The organism is Methanobrevibacter sp. UBA212, from assembly GCF_905233225.1.
Taxonomy (GTDB): Archaea; Methanobacteriota; Methanobacteria; order Methanobacteriales; family Methanobacteriaceae; genus Methanocatella.
The window spans coordinates 1-18,019 of the sequence record NZ_CAJODJ010000060.1 but is presented as its reverse complement, the minus strand read 5'-3'; the positions used below and the strand labels follow the sequence as shown (position 1 = coordinate 18,019).

At 38.3% G+C, this 18,019-nt stretch carries 16 protein-coding genes; 5 read left to right on the top strand and 11 right to left on the bottom strand.

From position 1 onward, the window contains the following. Positions 1–11: 11 nt before the first annotated feature. The 3 genes from QZ138_RS10800 to QZ138_RS10790 all read right to left on the bottom strand — a co-directional run bounded on the left by QZ138_RS10800 (position 12) and on the right by QZ138_RS10790 (position 2,370). The gene (locus QZ138_RS10800) at positions 12–881 is read right to left on the bottom strand and encodes a hypothetical protein (protein ID WP_292889034.1); all 870 of its coding nucleotides are present in this window, start codon (positions 879–881) and stop codon (positions 12–14) included. Positions 882–1,059: 178 nt separating this feature from the next. After that, complete coding sequence (locus QZ138_RS10795; RefSeq protein ID WP_292889033.1) at positions 1,060–1,707, bottom strand: YitT family protein; 648 nt, start codon at positions 1,705–1,707, stop codon at positions 1,060–1,062. Positions 1,708–1,722: 15 nt separating this feature from the next. Beyond that, positions 1,723–2,370, bottom strand: coding sequence for a YitT family protein (locus tag QZ138_RS10790; protein ID WP_292889032.1), 648 nt, complete (start codon positions 2,368–2,370; stop codon positions 1,723–1,725). A 209-nt stretch (positions 2,371–2,579) separates the two neighbouring features. Between QZ138_RS10790 and QZ138_RS10785 the strand changes: the two genes are divergently transcribed. The 4 genes from QZ138_RS10785 to QZ138_RS10770 all read left to right on the top strand — a co-directional run bounded on the left by QZ138_RS10785 (position 2,580) and on the right by QZ138_RS10770 (position 5,373). After that, positions 2,580–3,722, top strand: coding sequence for an alanine--glyoxylate aminotransferase family protein (locus QZ138_RS10785; protein WP_292889031.1), 1,143 nt, complete (start codon positions 2,580–2,582; stop codon positions 3,720–3,722). Positions 3,723–4,107: 385 nt separating this feature from the next. Next, entirely contained in the window at positions 4,108–4,533 is a 426-nt protein-coding gene (locus tag QZ138_RS10780; RefSeq protein ID WP_292889030.1) for a GerW family sporulation protein, read from the top strand. Positions 4,534–4,541: 8 nt separating this feature from the next. Next, complete coding sequence (locus tag QZ138_RS10775; RefSeq protein WP_292889029.1) at positions 4,542–5,126, top strand: DUF2953 domain-containing protein; 585 nt, start codon at positions 4,542–4,544, stop codon at positions 5,124–5,126. Continuing rightward, positions 5,116–5,373 carry a hypothetical protein gene (locus QZ138_RS10770; RefSeq protein WP_292889028.1) on the top strand — a complete coding sequence of 86 codons (258 nt, stop codon included), beginning with the start codon at positions 5,116–5,118 and terminating at the stop codon, positions 5,371–5,373. Before QZ138_RS10775 ends, QZ138_RS10770 begins: the two co-directional genes overlap by 11 nt. Here QZ138_RS10770 and QZ138_RS10765 read toward each other — a convergent pair. Both QZ138_RS10765 and QZ138_RS10760 read right to left on the bottom strand, forming a co-directional pair. After that, complete coding sequence (locus QZ138_RS10765; RefSeq protein ID WP_292889027.1) at positions 5,370–6,902, bottom strand: thiamine pyrophosphate-binding protein; 1,533 nt, start codon at positions 6,900–6,902, stop codon at positions 5,370–5,372. The two genes, QZ138_RS10770 and QZ138_RS10765, sit on opposite strands and share 4 nt — an antisense overlap. Beyond that, positions 6,899–7,357, bottom strand: a complete 459-nt coding sequence (locus QZ138_RS10760; protein ID WP_292600735.1) for a deoxyuridine 5'-triphosphate nucleotidohydrolase — start codon at positions 7,355–7,357, stop codon at positions 6,899–6,901. The genes QZ138_RS10765 and QZ138_RS10760 overlap by 4 nt, the downstream gene beginning before the upstream one ends. 60 nt (positions 7,358–7,417) lie before the next feature. Between QZ138_RS10760 and dmpI the strand changes: the two genes are divergently transcribed. Next, entirely contained in the window at positions 7,418–7,603 is a 186-nt protein-coding gene (dmpI, locus tag QZ138_RS10755) for a 4-oxalocrotonate tautomerase DmpI (RefSeq protein ID WP_292600606.1), read from the top strand. Between the two features lie 84 nt (positions 7,604–7,687). Here the strand turns inward: dmpI and QZ138_RS10750 are convergent, their stop codons facing one another. From QZ138_RS10750 to QZ138_RS11385, 6 genes are all read right to left on the bottom strand, one after another. Next, on the bottom strand, positions 7,688–8,617 hold the full coding sequence (locus tag QZ138_RS10750; RefSeq protein WP_292889026.1) for a hypothetical protein: 930 nt from the start codon (positions 8,615–8,617) through the stop codon (positions 7,688–7,690). Between the two features lie 66 nt (positions 8,618–8,683). Next, positions 8,684–9,718 carry a hypothetical protein gene (locus QZ138_RS10745; RefSeq protein WP_292889025.1) on the bottom strand — a complete coding sequence of 345 codons (1,035 nt, stop codon included), beginning with the start codon at positions 9,716–9,718 and terminating at the stop codon, positions 8,684–8,686. Between the two features lie 92 nt (positions 9,719–9,810). Further along, a complete protein-coding gene (locus tag QZ138_RS10740) occupies positions 9,811–12,051 on the bottom strand; it encodes a hypothetical protein (protein ID WP_292889024.1) in 2,241 nt (746 codons plus the stop codon). Positions 12,052–12,295: 244 nt separating this feature from the next. Next, entirely contained in the window at positions 12,296–13,816 is a 1,521-nt protein-coding gene (locus tag QZ138_RS10735) for a hypothetical protein (protein ID WP_292889023.1), read from the bottom strand. A gap of 130 nt (positions 13,817–13,946) precedes the next feature. Continuing rightward, positions 13,947–17,651 (bottom strand): Ig-like domain-containing protein, encoded by a 3,705-nt coding sequence (locus QZ138_RS10730; RefSeq protein ID WP_292889022.1) that lies wholly within the window; start codon positions 17,649–17,651, stop codon positions 13,947–13,949. 203 nt (positions 17,652–17,854) lie between these two features. After that, the coding region (locus QZ138_RS11385; RefSeq protein ID WP_342765679.1) for a zinc ribbon domain-containing protein at positions 17,855–18,019 on the bottom strand (165 nt) is incomplete at its 5' end.

Below are 18,019 nucleotides of genomic sequence, written 5' to 3'. Positions count from 1 at the left end.
AAAAAAAGAAATTAATCTACCTTATTGATGATACTTAAGATTTCAGAAGATTTCATCTCCAACAACTCAGCAACCTCATCAACAGAGTACTTTTTCAACAAACGAGATATAATACTCTTTCTACCCTGATTTCTACCTTCATTTAAACCATCATTTCTAGCTTCATTCCTAATTTCAGATATAACTCCCTGATATGCTTCCGCCATATTAATCATCTCCAGCAATTTCTCCTTCTTTTCCTCATCAACATATTCTTCAATGTTTAAAAACATTGCAAGAACCATCTTACCATACAAATTCTCAGGAATGCAATGCCTTTTAAATTTGACATATCCACAAATCTCTTCTGTAATGTCTGCTTCACTCTCTTTAATATCGAATAAGGGCAGTGTTATCAGCAATGAGATTTCCTCTTCGGTTAATTTTTTGTTGTGTTGTAATTTGTCCCTTATACTACTTAAAGGTTTTTGTTTGTTGATTTTTTTGGTTTTAATGATTTGTGGATGATAGGTTATGTCCAGCTTTGTATATTCCTTGATTTTTCCATCTTTAGAGAGCAGAATTATTATCAATTTAACATCTGCCTTTTTCTGGCAGTGAAACCTATCATAATATTCGAATGCCTGTTTCAAATCCTTTTTGGTCAAAGGATTTTTCTTGAATTCGAAAATCAGTATTTTTTCAGATTTCGTCACCACATGAAAATCTAAAAAATTGTCAAAGATTTTTCTCCTGCCGATCTTTTTGAAAGATATCATTTCAGTGGGCATTATCTCCTCGATTTCCTCATCAATTCCAAGCACCTTTAAAATATGTGCCAAAAAATACATGAAAGAAAATTTCAGGAACAGATCCCTATTGTTTTTGATTTTTTCAGCCATGAAAAACCCCCTAAAATTTTTAATTTAAAAAAATGATTTGTTCCAAAAACAAACCATGCAAGTTATAATTGGATTTACTCTTATTTAAATTCTTTGATATGAATTTAAAGCAATATTTACTTGTCAATGTTAAAAAATAAGTTCATATAAATATTGTTTTATCATTGAAAAAATCAAATCATTTGTTTACCATATTGACCGGCTTTCCGGTGATGCGTGCATAGAGATTATTGATCTGCCTTAAGGTGAAGCCCACCATGAATGCCGAAATGATTGTTCCAATGTTGACAGCTCCAAAAGGGCTTGCATACCACAGCCAGCACATAATAATCGCTGTTAAAACCATAGATGCATCAAAAAGAATTTTAACGGTTGAAAACCTCCATCCGGTAACAATGGCGATTGCCTCAACGCATCCCTCCCCCGGAAGCGGAGCGATATTGGCAGGCATGTATACGAATATGCCGAAAGCTATAAGTAAAATGCTAATAATCAAAAACACGGCCATCATCATGACTGAACCGTCAAAGGGAATCTGTGAGGTGACTGCCAGTGCCAAAGCGTTGAAGTAACTGAATACTATGCAGTTGATAAGCTGAAGCAACCTTTTCTTGTGAAATCCTGAACGAAGAATCAGAAATTGGAGAAGAATCAGTGCCGCATTGAAGATGAATGTTGTTATTCCAATGTTTATATCAGTAATTAAAACAAGAGAATAGGCAATTGAGCTTATCGGCGTTGTTCCAAGGGTCGATACGATTGAAAATGCCACACCGAATGCCATTATGAACAATCCTGCGACAAACAGGCAAATCCTTTTTATCATACTATAATATATATATTACATCTTTTTTAAATCCACATGATTGCCTGTCAGATACAGGTTCAGTTTGTGTATGAACTTGACTGTGGTTCCTATGAACAGGGCTCCCAGAATGGTTCCGATACCCACACTTCCGAATTCGCCCAGAAACACATAGCTCAATATCAAAGCGGTTGAAACGACACATACATCAAAGCAAACCTTGATTGTGGAAAACGGCTTGTTGGTAACTATTGCAATTGCCTGTGTGACCCCTTCAACGGAAAGCGGGATGATATTTGCAGGAACATAGAAGAACAGCCCCAGTGCGATGAGCAGTATTGAAACTGCAGACATGACAAAAGCCAGATACAGATTGTAAGCTGGAGGGATGAAATACATCAGCGAAACGGAAAAGCTTGTGAATGCTCCGAATAGGACCCCCACAAAAACCTGCAGAAAATGCTTCCTTTTGAAGTCCTTCCTGAGAAGTATCAGTTCGATTGCAACAAGTATTGAATGAAATATGAATGTTGCAATGCCTATTTCAATATTCCAAATCAAATTCATCGCATAAGGTATTGAGCTTACCGGCGCTGAGCCCAATCCTGATTTGATTGAAAATGCCACCCCCAATGTAATCAGATACAGGCCGAAAATATAGCTGAAAACCCTCCTGAACGTCAACTCCTCTCCACTAAATTGCATACAACAATATTGGATTACATTGTATTTAAACAATGTGAAAAAATCATAATGCCGATTTAAACAATGTATGAAAATGTACAATAATGCTTCCGGCATATTGAATATTCATCATATCAAAAATATTTAATAAGTATAAGAATTAAAGATATATATTAGCTTTATAAAGCTACTTACTGGAGGAAATTTTAATGAATGATATCTTGTTAATGCTTCCCGGACCTACAACAGTGCACCCTAGAGTACTCAGTGCAATGTCACAGGCTGTTGTAAACCACAGAGGAGCAAAATACGGAGAAATTTTAACTGAAACTACTGAATTAATGAGTAAAGTTTTCCAAACCCCAAATAAATCTTATCTATTAACCGGATCTGGAACTGCAGCAATGGAAGCAGGTGTTGCAAATACAGTGGCTCCTGGAGAAAAAATATTGAACGTCGTCGGAGGAAAATTCGGTGAACGTCTCCTGAAAATCTCCCAGACCCATGGAATTGATGCCAAAGAATTGGCAGTTGAATGGGGAACCGCTGTAGACCCTAAGCTTATTGCTGAAGCACTTGATGAAGACGAAGACATTAAGGCAGTAACAGTAATCCACAATGAAACCTCAACCGGTGTTGCTGCACCAATCGAGGAAATCGGTAAGGTCATGAAAAATTATGACGCATTATACATCGTCGATACCGTGTCCTCCCTTGCAGGAGACGAAGTCAATGTTGAAAAGTTCGGAATCGACGTCTGTTTTACCGGATCCCAAAAATGTCTGGCTGCACCGCCTGGCATGGCTGCAATCACATTAAGCGACGATGCATGGGCTGCAGTTGATAAAGTAGAGACCAATACTTTCTATCTTGACTTGAAAGCTGCACGTAAAAGCGGAGACAAAGCTGTTCCTGAAACTCCATACACCCCATCAGTTTCACTTACCTATGCAATGAATGAAGCTTTGAAAATGGTTATGGAAGAAGGACTTGACGCAAGAGTTGCACGTCACCACAAGGCTGCTAAAGCAAGCGTAGCAGCTGTCAAAGCATTAGGATTAGAGTTATTTGCTGATGAAGCTGTTTCATCCGCAACAGTAACTGCCGTCAAAATGCCTGAAGGAATCACCGATGCGGACTTCAGAGGCACAACCCGTGACAAGTATGGTGTTGAATTGGCAGGAGGCCAGGACCACCTGAAAGGAAACATCTTCAGAATAGGACACATGGGTAACGTCTCATACAAGGAATTAACTCAAACCTTTGCGGCAATCGGCATGACCCTGAAAGGTTTAGGCGTAACCGACGATGCAGGCGCAGGCGTTGCATCAATTGCAGAATCATACTCATGATTCTTCATTTTCTTTTTTTTATTGAAGCATATGTAATATATTTTTAACATAGTATAACTTATAAGTCATTTCGCCAGATTCATGATAAGTTATAAGTAATATATTTTTTACATCAGAATTTTTCTAATAAGTTATAAGTTAAAAGTTACACTTGAAATGCTATAAGTTAAAAGTTACACTTGAAATGCATGTCTACATCTTGTGTATTAGAACTTATAAGTTAAAAGTTACACTTGAAATACACCTCTCGAAAATCGAATTATAACTAAAAAGTTACACTTGAAACTTATGTCTGATTAATAAAAAAAGTATTACTTGAGTTCAAAACTAAACTTATATAATAATAAAAAACAAAAAGTATAACCAATAACAGGATGTGAAGACTATGTCAAAAAAAATTAAAACAACCGTTGAAGAATTACACAAATTGATTAATGTCGACAATGTAATCGGCAGCCCTATAGAAACCGAAGAAAAAATAATGATTCCCGTTGTAAGGATGGGAGTGGGATTCGGAGCTGGAGAAAGCCAGGTCGGAATGGAAGGCGGCAATGATGCAGTCGGTGCAGGTGCCGGAGTCGAACCGATTTCCATGGTGATGATACCTAAAAATGGAAATGACGCCGAAGGAGTCCGCGTACTTAATCTATCCAAAGGATCAGAAACAAACAAAGCAATATCAGACATTGCACTGGTCATAAGCGACCTTGTAAAATCATATATGGATTCACAACAACCGGATGAATACTACGATGAATCTGAATATATAGAACCTGAATTCAGCACCCCTGAAGAAAGCGAAGAAGAATAGGACTTTACATGTTGAACATCCTTTTGATGATTATCCTGATAATCATCCTATTTCTTATTATTTTACTCCTTTGTGGAATTAAGATATCATTTGAATACACCAAAAAAGGTAGTAAGATTAAAGGATGTTTGAAAATACTCATTTTTAAAAAAATCAAAATTTACACCCGCCGTTTCCCCTCAAAGGATGATGACAACGACGAAGATGCCAAAGACGAGGAGAAAAAGCAAAGGGACATCAAGAAACTGTTTGAACTTGCAAGGCCCTGTTTCGGTGATTTTAAAACTTATCTGAAATCTGTCCTGAACACCATCAAGGCCAAAGAGCTTCAAAACCATCTTATTTTCGGTATGGCCAGCTATGCAGATACAGGCAAATACATAGGCATCATCTGGGCGATTTTAGCCATCATAAATCCGATGCATGAAAAGCTGAAATTGAGCGCCGAACCTACATTTGAGGGGTCAGTCATTGACGGATATGGAACAAATGAAGTTGAAATCTATCCGTTAAGGCTAATAGTTCCTACAATCAGGCTTATTTCAAAAAAAGATGTTAGAATATTCATAAGAGGTGTTTGGGATGAGCGATAATATCTTAAAAGATATTGAAGAGTTTCTTGAACTCGAAAATTACACCGACTATGAATTCAAGGAAGTTTGCGGATTAACTTTTGCCTTCAAACGGGAGATTGTGACCATCAAGGGAAGAATATCCTCCGCCAGCATTGCGCCTGTCGGCATAATTTATGAAGAAAACGGCAAATATTATATGGCACCCCTAGATGAGGCTGTCAACATTAATGAAACTGTTAAGGAATATGTTGAAAAATGCATCTAATGTGGAAGAGGAATGTCTTCGCTTTCAACGATTACCTCGACAACAAGAGGTCCTTCAAGTTCCTTATCCAGAATCATCTCCAGATCATCAAGATTGTCCACCCTTACAGCATCGATTCCATAGCCTGAGGCAATCTTTACAAAATCGGGATTTTCCAGTTTGACCTGATATGCTTCCATATCATAGAATGACTCCTCCCACTGGCGGATGATTCCGAACTCTGAATTGTTTATGATGAACACTATGACGTCGAGATTCTGCTGCTTAAGTGTTGCAAGCTCCTGGAGGTTCATCTGAAAGTCGCCGTCGCCGTTGATGACTATGACCTTTTCGCCTGTGGCTATTGCTGCGCCTATCCCGGCCGGAAGACCGTAACCCATCGGAGCCATCGCCCCTGAAAAGAGGAGCTTCCTTGGAGTTTGGGATTTCTTTAAAAGTGTGACCCATGTTGTGTGTGATCCCGCACCTGAAGCGACGATATTGTCGGGAAACCTTTCAAGTATCCTTTTTATGGCGGCCTGTGGCTTTAAATCTTCGTCAAGGCCTTCAATATGATAGGAATCATCGATTTGGGATATCTCATCAATCCAGCTGACTCTCTTGAATCTGATTTTTGAGAGAAAATCACCAACCTTTCCATGAATCGGATAATTTCCCACCAGCACGTCCCTGTTTATGTTTACGTGGATGAAATTTTCGGGAATTTCAGGCAGTGTCCTTTCGCTTGCCTTGATTCCAAGACCGATTATGCAGTCTGCATTTTCAAATGCATATTTTCCCCTTTCGGTTGCACGTGTTCTGCACAGTCCAAGGTTTAAGGGACTCCTTTCCGGAATCACACCCATTCCATGAAATGTTGTGGCGGCAGGAATCTGATATTTGTTTACAATACCTTCAATGACTTCAGCCTGGCTTATTGCACCGGCACCTAAAATAAGGAGGGGCTTTTCGGAATTGTCAATCAGATCCTGCGCCCTTGAAATGTTGGACATGTCCTCATCACACAGATAGCACAAATCAAAGTCTTCAAACTCCTCCTCGAGAAGGACATCCTTTGAAAGGTTTATGTGAATCGGGCCTTTCGGGAAGTTTTTAAGCTCATGGATGGATGCCCTGAGCATGTACATGGCTTCTGTTCCGTTCAGCGGATTGTATGAGGCCTGTGTGATGTGCTTGAACATTTCGACCTGAGGGGTTGTCTGGAAAAAGTCGCTTCCACGATATTTCAGTTCATTGTCTCCGGTCAGCACCAGCACCGGCAGATTGTCCTTGAAAGCCGTTGCAAGAGACATTGTTGTGTTCAGAGCTCCCGGTGAAGCTGTGGTGATGCAGACTCCGATTTTACCGGTTGACCTTGCATATCCGTCTGCTGCTGTGGCCGCTCCCTGCTCGTGTTTTGTAAGGACATGGTTGATTTCGCTTTTTGATAGGGCCTCATAAAGGGGCATTATCTGCTCGCCCGGAATTCCAAAGACATCCAGGATACCCTCTTCTTCCAGTATCTCAACTATTTTTCCGGCAACGTTCACTCTTCCGCCTCCTGGTATGACCCGTCATACTCTCCGGAGCCTTCAACCGGAAATACGACCGCCTGGGCAATCCTGTCGCCTGACTTGATTTTATATTCATACTCCCCGTGATTGTAAATCATGAACATCAGTGTTCCGTAAAAGCCGGGGTCCCCCACTGCAGTCTGTACAGAGACAAATGACCTTAAAAGTGTTGAGCGTGGAAGATATAGCATTGTATATCCCTTTGGAATCTTTATTTTCCTTTTGATGCTTGCCAGATATGCTGTGTGGGGCTTCAATGTGTAGATGTCACCCTCAAGCTCTTCAATTTCCGGCAGGTTCTTTTCATTGTCAATCAATGATCCTGCGCTTTTCTGCACGTATATCTTATCCAATTCCAAATCGATTCCGGAGGGCTGGACCAAATCAGCGAAATCCGGAAATATCTTTACAAGTTCATCTTCACCGAGCATGTTATCAACCTTCAATAAGATATTTATCTTAAATCGTTAATATATTAGATTGGTGATAATATGCCTGTAATTCAAATTGCCGGAAACAATAACATAAGTATTGAAAATAAACGAGAAATGGTAAAGAAAGTGTCTGAAGTTGTTGCTGAAGCATACGGCCTTCCAATTGAAACAATAACCGTACTGGTAACCGGATTCGAACCGGATGACATCGGTGCGGGCGGCGAGCTTTTAAGCGACAGATAATGAATTTGAAAAGGGGAGTCGGAAATCTCCCCATTAAAGTTCAAACCAAAAAAGAACTTTCGTATTTGACTTGCAAATACATGCTTATTTTGGTTTTTGTTTAATATAATGATTTTGATTTTTGCAGATGAGACCTTTTTCTATTAGCTCATCAAGGTTCTTTTGGATTTTTTGTGTGAAATTGCCTGAGCGAAATCTTATGAGGGCTTTTTCAATATCCTCGACTGTTGAGTCGTCAACCACATCATATACGCTTTTTTGAAATGGGGTTAAATTGAAGATGATGTCATTTAGTGGATCTTGAGTGTTTTTAAACTCCCACATCCCGTCCTGGGCTTTTGTGTTGAATCTCTCCTCCAATTCAGGAATCCTGTCTGTCAGCTCATCAAGATATTGGTGCTCGGCAAGGCCCAGCTTGTGCTTGGTTATTCTATTTAGAAATTCGGCGTGGATTTTATCAAGGTCAATGTCATTTTTGCTTTCAAATGAACCCAATACATACACTTTATCGTCGATTACTTCAGTTACCCGGTAATTTTTGCTGTCCTCATCATACTGGATTTGCGAGAAGGAATTGATGTCCCACAAGTTGTCCATAAGATGGTTTCTTGCAAACTCCGCATCCTCGAGTGTGTCGTAATATCCGAAGACATAGTCATCGCCTACAATCTGCTTTTTGATTATGAACGTGTCAAACACCCTTGTGATGTTGAGCCCGTACCTTGAATTGTTGGGATTTCTCATTTTCCTTTTGGTCAGGCTGCTGATTTGGCTCTGGGACGGTTTTTCTTTTGATTTTAAAAGAACATGAATCCTATCATCAATCACTGCCAAAACAATGTATTGGTCATTAAATTCATAGGTTTCATTGATTGAATCCATGTTCCATTCGTTTTCAACCAGCAAATTCCTTAAAAATAGCGCATCATCCAAATCCTGCAATTGGGCATAGGTTCTATTGGCCCTGACAATTGAGAATGAGTTCTTGTTTTGGCGAATGTATTTTCTCTTCATCAATATGATTTTGGACTTTAAGATAAATAAATCTTAATAAAAAAAAGAAAATAAGGAAATTAATCCTTATCTTTTGACTTTAACAGTTAGTTTTTTGGTTGTCTTGCCGTAAGTTGCCTGGATTTTGACCTTTTTGCCCACTTTGAGCTTTTTCAAAATCTTTTTCTTGATGGTGACTTTTGCAATGCCCTTCTTGTTGGTTTTTGCCATGTAGGTTTTTTTGTTGAACTTGAACTTGATAACCTTGCTTTTGGCGGCCTTGCCGTTGATTTTCAAAGTGGCCTGTAAAACCAACTTTTTGGCAGATCTTTTGACCTTGACCTTCTTGAGGGTCAATTTTATTTTATCCTTATTTGCATTCTTTGAATAGATTAAAACAGTGCCGGACTTGATTATTGTTTGATTCACACCATCATCATACACCAACCTGACAAAGTGATTGCCGAGAGTAGGTCTCTTTTTCAGGTCCTCCATCCCAATGGTTGATAACACTGTACCATTAAAATATAATTCCCCATCAATATATAAAAGGAAATTTCCGCGAATTATACCATCACAGGATACTTCAACAAATGGAGGAGAAGTGAGTTTCCACACCTCATCCATATTGTAATCATAGATAATGGCAGATATGTTAGTATGGCCTTCACTTTCAGTGACATTCAGCATGTAGTCAGCCAATTTGGTTGGATTTCCATTATTGGCCACATAATTGACCAGAATCCTATAGGTGCCCATTTGGGTTATGTTTAAATCGGACACTTTTAATCCAACCGGAGTTTCAAGAGCCCTGTTGTATGATGGAGTCTGATTGTCTCCAACCTTAACTGTCAGATTGCCGTCATATTTTACATTACCATTGGAAGAAACATACATTGCATCGTCGTTTGAATTGACTGCAATACTTTCCTCATATCTTACGTGAAATTCCCCGGCATCAGAGGAACCGCCCAAATTATCCTCCTCCAAAGGAACTTCAATTACATCTTTCACATCATCGGCGACTGTTAGATTGTCATCGGCATCCTGCGATGCGCTAACAGCACCAATCGCCAGAATGGCCAGAATCAGACTGACCACAATCAAATGTCTTATCTTCATAATATCACTTTCCAATGATATTATATTATTAGTGTAAAGTATTTATATCATTCCAAATGATTTTGAAAAATAGGGTTTTCGAATATTGTGTCTTAGAGTGAATCGAAATGATCGTTTAAAAAAAATAAGAAAAAATAAGTAAATTGATTACTTATTTTTTGACTTTTGGTTGTTTTGTTGTAGGTCGCTTGGATTTTGACCTTTTTGCCCACTTTAAGTTTTTTCAAGATGTTTTTCTTGACTGTAACTTTTGCAACACCTTTCTTGTTGGTTTTAGCCTTGTAGGTTTTCTTGTTGAACTTGAACTTAATTACTTTTCCTTTAACGGCTTTTCCGTTGATTTTCAAAGTAGCCTGAAGAACAAGCTTTTTGGCGGACTTTTTGACTTTGACCTTTTTGAGGGTCAGTTTGATGGTATCCTTTTTGGCAGGTGTTGGGTTTTTAACAGTCACATAGAAAGTGTTTGAATAGAATTTACCTTCATCTTCAAAGAAAACCTTGATTTTGTGTGTTCCGGCAGTCAATCCCTTAATTTCCTGACTTACAGCACCAGAGGCTATAACAGATGCATAATTGAGACCATCCACATTAATATACACTTTATTGTCAGATTTCGGGCTGTTGAATTTGACTACAACACTGCTTCCGACAGTGATTTCAGATGCGGAAACGCTTGCTGATAATCCAGGAGTGTTTTCGCTAACATAAACTTCTATTTGGCGTTCATATGGATAACCAGTGATATTTAAAAGGAAGTAATGATCCCCTTTAGATAAAGAACCGAATGGAATTGTTGCAACACCATTGGAAAATTTAGCAGAACCTGCTACAGTTCCCTTTACCAAATCTCCACTTTCCCACTTAGCATTGTAAAGTGTTGCGGTACCGGTGAAAGTTTCGATATAACTGATTACAAGAGTTTCTTTTTCGCCAACTGAGAGGGAATCAGAATACTTGAAATCAGGTTCTGTATAAAATACAACTGATTTTTCGATTTCATGTTTATCTACACCATTTCTCATGTAAACAGCTTTTACTTTATGATTCCCATATGCAATATTATTGTATAAGTTCAAATCATCAACAGTAACTGAAAATTCATCTTTTTGTTCACTGGCTGCGATATTTTTGGTAAACTTCGGGACACCGTCAATATAAACTGATATAGTACCATTAAGATTATCAGTATAATCTTCAAAAGCAACTAAAGTAGAATCATGATCCAGGATATCAACAGGCCCATATATACTCACATACTCATCACTTGCATAAAATTCAACTGATTTTGTGACTTCGTGTTTATCTATGCCATTTTTCATGTAAACAACTTTTACTGTATGTTCCCCTTCGGTAATATTATTGTATAACTTTAAATCATCAACAGTGATTTCAAACTCAGATTTATAATCATCTTCTGTGAATACTTTGGATAATTTTTCAACACCGTCAATCTCAACAGTCACAGTACCATTAAGATAACCAACATTATCAGAAACATCAGCTATCTCCTCACCATGTTCCAAGATATTGATATTATTGTTTATTATGCTCACATATTCATCAGCATCCCAGTTATCAACATCCACATCTATGGTTTTTTCGCCCAAATCCACTTCTTGAGAAGTGGCGTTTACAATAAATTTAGCGGAAACGGTATATTGCCCATTTGAAGTGATGTTTAAGTCAGATAAGTGGACAGAAATCGAATCAGATTCATCAGCTGTTACATTAAATCGTTTATCTCCCTTAACAGCGACAATTAAAGTTCCTTTAGTTGGACTATAGATATCCAATACATCTTCAAATTTAGAGGTTATATCATCATTCCACTCAGGATCAAAATCACTCACATGATATGTTTTAGTTACTGTTAAATTGTACTCTGTAATGACAAATTCATCTTGAGAAGAAGATGGTTCAAAAACAAATTTAACCTTATAAGTACTTGGCTCATCAATCTCTAAATCATTAATATCTATTTGAATAAGATCACTTGAAGAACCAACATTAAAACTTACATACTCGTCATTTACATAATAATTAATATAACCCTCTTCAGGCAGAGTACAGTTAAATACTACTTTATCTTCATCATCCAAATCAATGGACTTTTTAGCATTATAATTGAAATCATCCGGACTATAGTCCGCAAGTGGCTCTGAATCTTCACTTTGCTCTATTACTTCATCCACAGGAGCCTCCTCAATAGGATTTTCTGTGACGTCACTGGTTGCCATAGCATCATCGACTGCAACGTCTTCTGATGCGCTGACAACACCCATTGTTATTATTGCCAGCAATAAGCTAACAATTATCAAATGTTTTGCCTTCATAATTCATCACGTTTAAATCTAAATTATATTCAATTTGAATACAATTATTATATTTCTATATAAAAATATATAACATTTCTTATTTGACCTAAAAACATGAATTTGAGTGCACCATTCCAAAATCATGAATCAAAAGTGTTTAATTTTTAAAGAAAAAATAGTCATAATTTGGATTTTATTTAAATCAAACAAAAGAATTTAAAAATTTGTATAAAAAATAAGAAAAAATAAGTAAATTGATTACTTATTTTTTAACTTTTACGGTTAATTTTTTGGTGACTTTACGGTAGGTTGCCTGATATTTTACCTTTTTGCCCACTTTAAGCTTTTTAAGGACAGCCTTTTTAACGGTAACCTTTGCAACACCTTTCTTGTTGGTTTTTGCCTTGTAGGATTTCTTGTTAAACTTGAACTTGACTACCTTACCTTTGACAGCCTTTCCGTTGATTTTCAAGGTGGCCTTTAAAACAAGCTTTTTGGCAGATTTTTTGACCTTGACCTTTTTGAGGGCTAGTTTGATGGTATCCTTTTTGGCCGGGCTTTTGACTGTTACAAAGAAAGTGTTTGAGTAGAATTTATCATCTGAGCTCAGAATGACCTTGATCATGTGCTCACCGACGGAGAGTCCTTTAATGGATTCGCTAGCCTTGCCTGTTTCCAAATTGGCTGATTTGACCAGTTTCCCGTCAACATAAATCTCCATAACATCGGACGATGCAGGACATTTAATGTTTACATTCAAATCCTTTCCGGCTTCCAGCTGATTTCTGTCCACATTGACTGAAAATCCCTGAGAGTTCACATCAACATAAATGAAAGCTTCATAATAGCCGGAATAGTTGCCCATAGTGTAGTTTACATAGTAGGGATGATTTCCCTCGGCCAGATTTTCAACCGGAATGATTGCACGTCCGTCAACTACCGGAACGGTTATGACTTCGCTGCCCCACCGGTCTGCGTGATCGCCTATTCTGTTATATAGCGTTGCGTTTCCGGAAGTTCCCTTAGAACCCTGAAGTATTATGGCGCTTTTTTCGCCTACTGACATGTCATCAAAAATGATTTCCGGAATAACTGCAAACACACAGCTTTCTGTCCTGTTGGGATATTTTTCATCCCCCGGATAAGTGGCAGTCACATTGTATTTTCCGACCTTGAAATCAAATGCAGGAGTAAGTATGGCCTCGCCTCCAGTCGGGAAAACCTCATATGACTTTCCGCTGATGTTGACGATTACCCTATTTGAAGCGGACTGGGGAAGCGCAATTTTAAATGAAATCCTATCGTCAAACAGAAATTCATCTATCAGGCCTTCGTCATCCTCTTCAGAGAATGGATAAAATTCGAACTTGTAAGTAAAATCAACTGTTTTTTCAACTTCATATGGCTCAGCGGCGCCGTTTTTCTGATAGATTGCCTTTATTTTATAGATTCCAAAATCTGAAATGTTCAGATTATTGGCATAAATCCACAAACAGTTCATCTCATCTTCAGGGCCGAAGGTCTTGTTATATACCGCCGTGTCATTGTCCTCGACATATACGCTAACGGTACCGTTTAAACCTGGACTGTCCTCAACATAAACGGCACAATCGAATTCGTCATCCAAATCCACCGTATCGCTAACATTCACTTTCACATTATCATCAGAAGCGATTAAATCTTCTGTAGCGTTTCCTGCGGCCATATCATCTGCAGCACTGGCGGCTGCGATTGTAAAAATGGCCAGTATAAATCCCACAATCATCAAATATTTCATTTTCATAATTAATCACACCACTATATCAATAACTTTGTGTGTAAAATATATTTAACGATTATGATTTGAAATCATGAAAAAATAGCTGAAATGAAATTGATTAAAAAAAATAAGAAAAAATAAGTAAATTGATTACTTATTTTTTAACTTTTACAGTGTATTTTTTGGTAACTTTACCGTAGGTTGCCTGGTATTTTACCTTTTTGCCTGCTTTAAGTTTTTTAAGCACTGATTTTTTAACGGTTATTTTTGCAACACCTTTCTTGTCGGTTTTTGCCTTGTAGGTCTTTTTGTTGAATTTGAATTTGATTACTTTACCTTTGACCGCTTTACCGTTGATTTTTAAAGTGGCTTTAATGACAAGCTTTTTGGCTGACCTTTTGACCTTGACCTTTTTGAGAGTCAATGTTATTTTATCCGCCTTTTTAGCAGGAGTTACAGGCTGTTTTTTAGATACAGTGAAGGTAGTGTTTCTTACGCTTTCAATGAATCCGGTCTGAGCTACAAATATTGCTGTAGCATTGTATGTGCCGACAGCAAGACCTGGAACGTTTAATGCACCTTTGCCGTTTAAAACTGAAACGGTGTAGTTGGCATTTCCAATCCTGACGGTGACGTTACCGGTAAATGCCGCATCGGTTGTGATTGTCACAACTGCAGGGTTTCCTTCAGTGATGTCATTAACAGAGATTGACAGGTTAGGGTCAACAGGATCTTTGACTGCGACGTTGAAAGTCTTTTCAAATCCGCCGTAATTGTCATCACCAAGATATTTAAGGGAAATTGTATGGTTTCCTTCAGGCAATTCACTCAAATCTATTTTTGTGCTTCCGTTTACGAGTGGAATGTAGGTTGTATCATCATCGATTGTTACAAGAACTCCTCCGGTTGCATCTTTAGGCAATTTAAGGTCGATTACATCATCATAAACTGTTTCAGGAATCACTACGCTTTCATCAGAGGAAGGTTTTGGAACATAGGCCTCACCTTCTTTAACAAAGGTTTTGCCTGTCTTATCATCGGTGAACTTTAATATGAGATTATGGTTTCCCCGAGGCAGTGAAATTGCAATGGTCTTGTTGTCGCTTGTATACGCTATGTCTTCGACTAATGCAACCTTATAACTTCCTACAGCATCATATACGGACACCTTACCGGTGACGCCTTCAGGCAGTTCCAAGGTGATATTACCATTTCCATCACTGTTTAAATCCAATGGAATGTCCACATTTAAAGGAGTGACATCAAGACCGTATACGTAACCGTCCAGACCGAACGGAAGAACTACATCATCACCCCGATAATCGAGTTTAATATAATAGCTCCCCATTGAAAGAGCTATATTGCCCTGGGCCTTGCCGTTGACGAAAGGAATGACTGTTATATACTCGTATTCATCAGATTCATTTAATCTGTAAACGGTCACATTGCCTGTTGCATTCATTACAACTGAAATGCTTGCATTTTGTCCGGCGACAACCTCACTGTCGACTTCGACTTTAGGAGGATTTGTGAATAAAATGGTTTCATCAGATACTTCATACAGACTACCTTCATATTTTACAATAACTGCATGAAAACCAAAGCCAAATTCAGTGCCGTTTATTCTTGCATAGCCGTTTTCAAGTTTGACTGAAATGATTTTTTCAGACGCTTGCCAGCATTCATCTTTATATTCTGCCCTATATGCTGTAATGTTGCCGGTTGCAACTTCAGGAAGCAGGAGTGAAATGTAAGCAAGTGCGGAACCATCCCCCTGTATATTAAATCCATTACGTACACAGTTGATTACCTGTTTGATTTGCTTTTCAGGATACTTTTTGTCTCCAAATGTGACGGTCACATTGTTTTCGCCCATGACCAAATCGGTAAGGACAAAGCGGGCAGTGCCCATATAAGGCATGGCTGTGTAGTTTTTACCGTCGACAGACACAAGAACTGTTCCGTTTGCATCCTTAGGTACGGTGACTTCAAGTTCGAATTCCCTGACCAGAGGATATTGCGGATTCTCAATATTGGTGTAAAAGACATAGGTCATGTTGAATGAACCTGACTTGCTTGCAATCTTAACGTTGTTCTTGTCATAGAGTGCAATCTCATATGTGTGATTGCCTCCACTAATGTCATAAGTGTCAAAATTGACGCTTTCCCCATTTACAAGTTGGGTGTCAAAATTTCTGCCGTCGATTTTTAAGACGACATAACCATCATTTTTGCCTACAGGTATCCAAACAGGTTCATTACCTGAGATTTCCTCAGGCATTCCTCTCAGTTCCACTGTTATCTTGCCTGAAGCGGATGACTGATTGTAATATCCATCCATATCATTAAATATGACTGTTACGTTGTTTTCACCAAATAACATTCCCTCAGTAGGTATCTCCACGCTTATCTGATCGTCATAGTAATACCACCATTCATAATCCTTTCCGTTGACTAAAACTGAATAAGTAGCGGACATAGGGACATTGTGGCAGATGATTGCAGCATTACCTCCCATAACAACCTCATCCGGAAATGTGGCGTTCAAAACGAAATTCGGATTTTCTGACCTTGCATCAATTGTGAAGTGGTCATGTTCGCCGTCATTAACATCGTGACCAGCATATTTTACATAAACAAGATAAATTCCAGAATATAACTTTGGAAGATTGATGGTTACGTTGTCTTCTGCTAAGCCATTATAAAGTTCTTGCTTGAACTGTGAATCGAAATACGGATCGCCCTTAAGCACGACATTAAGCATTCCAGTTACATTCCCTTCATACATCGGAGGGATTGTATAATTATCATCTCTGTTCAACATCACTGTAATTGTATAATTCTCATCGCTTCCGGTGTAGACGAACTTTGGAACGGACACATATGGCGCAACTGTGATTGTCTCGTTTTCGATAGTCTTGATATCGTAGTCATCACCTGTATAATATGCTGAAATCTTGTGTTTTCCGGCTGCAAGCCTGTTGAGGGAAACTGCAAATTTTCCGTCATCAGCTTTTCCGCTTGAAAGTATGAAGCCGTCAACGGTCATTTCCAATGTGCCTTTCGCATCTCCAGGCAAAGTCAGTGTAATGTTTGACCCTTTATTATAAATTATAGTATCCGGCATTTTAATAATGGAATAGGCATAAAATGAACCTTTTACTGATTTGTCCGGATAAACCGGGTCGTTTGAAACTGTTATTGTGAAGTTGTTTAGGCCATAATTATATTCGGACAGTCTGCAGATGTAGTCCTCATAGTTAAAATCATAGATGAAAGGATAGGTTTTGCCGTTCATTGAAAGTGCTATTTCACCGTTTAGGTCTTCAGGACTTGTGATGCGGACAATTATCTCATCGCCATAGGAATATGGTGAGACAATATTATAATTCAAATTGTAAGTCACGTTGAAATCGTATGTGTTACTGAATCCGACATAGTTTGAATCGCCGGAATAGTTAAGAATGAATTTATGAGAGCCATAATCAAAATTTAATACCCCTAAATTAAATGAAATAATCCGAGTGGAATTCATACCCGGAAAGAGAATTTGAGTGGAAAATGGCTCTTTCTCATCATCAAGATAAGCGGAAATACTTCCTGAAGCATCATTCGGCAATTGCACCAAAATACTATCAGAGGTATGATTCTCCTTGAAAACCTCATTTGGAACATGAATGTTCTTAGAATAATCATCAGTAGGGTCTTTTAAAACCCCGTCATCTTCGGAAACTTCCTGTATGGAATCTCCCTGTGCATCATCGGCCGTCAGGTTGTTTACATCATCCGATGCGCTGACAGCACCAATTGTCAAAACAGCCAGTATCAAACCGGCCATTATAAGATATTTAATCTTCATAATATCACAATTTTCGCAGGTTATATTCAATCAGAATATGATATCCTATTTGTAATGCAACATATTTATAGCATTCTAAACATATGATGGGTCTGAAACCTACTGAAAATAAGAAAAGATTACATGAATAATTGAACCTCTCCGACCTGTAGAGGTCGGAGATTCTTAGGTAATCCATTCTATATGAATGGAAATATTCTAAGCTATCCCCCAGGTCCCCTAGGTTTATTTTTTAGTGTTTTTAACCCTTCGTTTAAGATGTTGATTGCTGCATTGTGGTCTCTTTCATGATGTGTGCCGCATTTTGGACAATTCCATTCTCTGTCTTTTAGGGTTAGGTTGTTGTTTTTGTGGCCGCATTTGTGGCA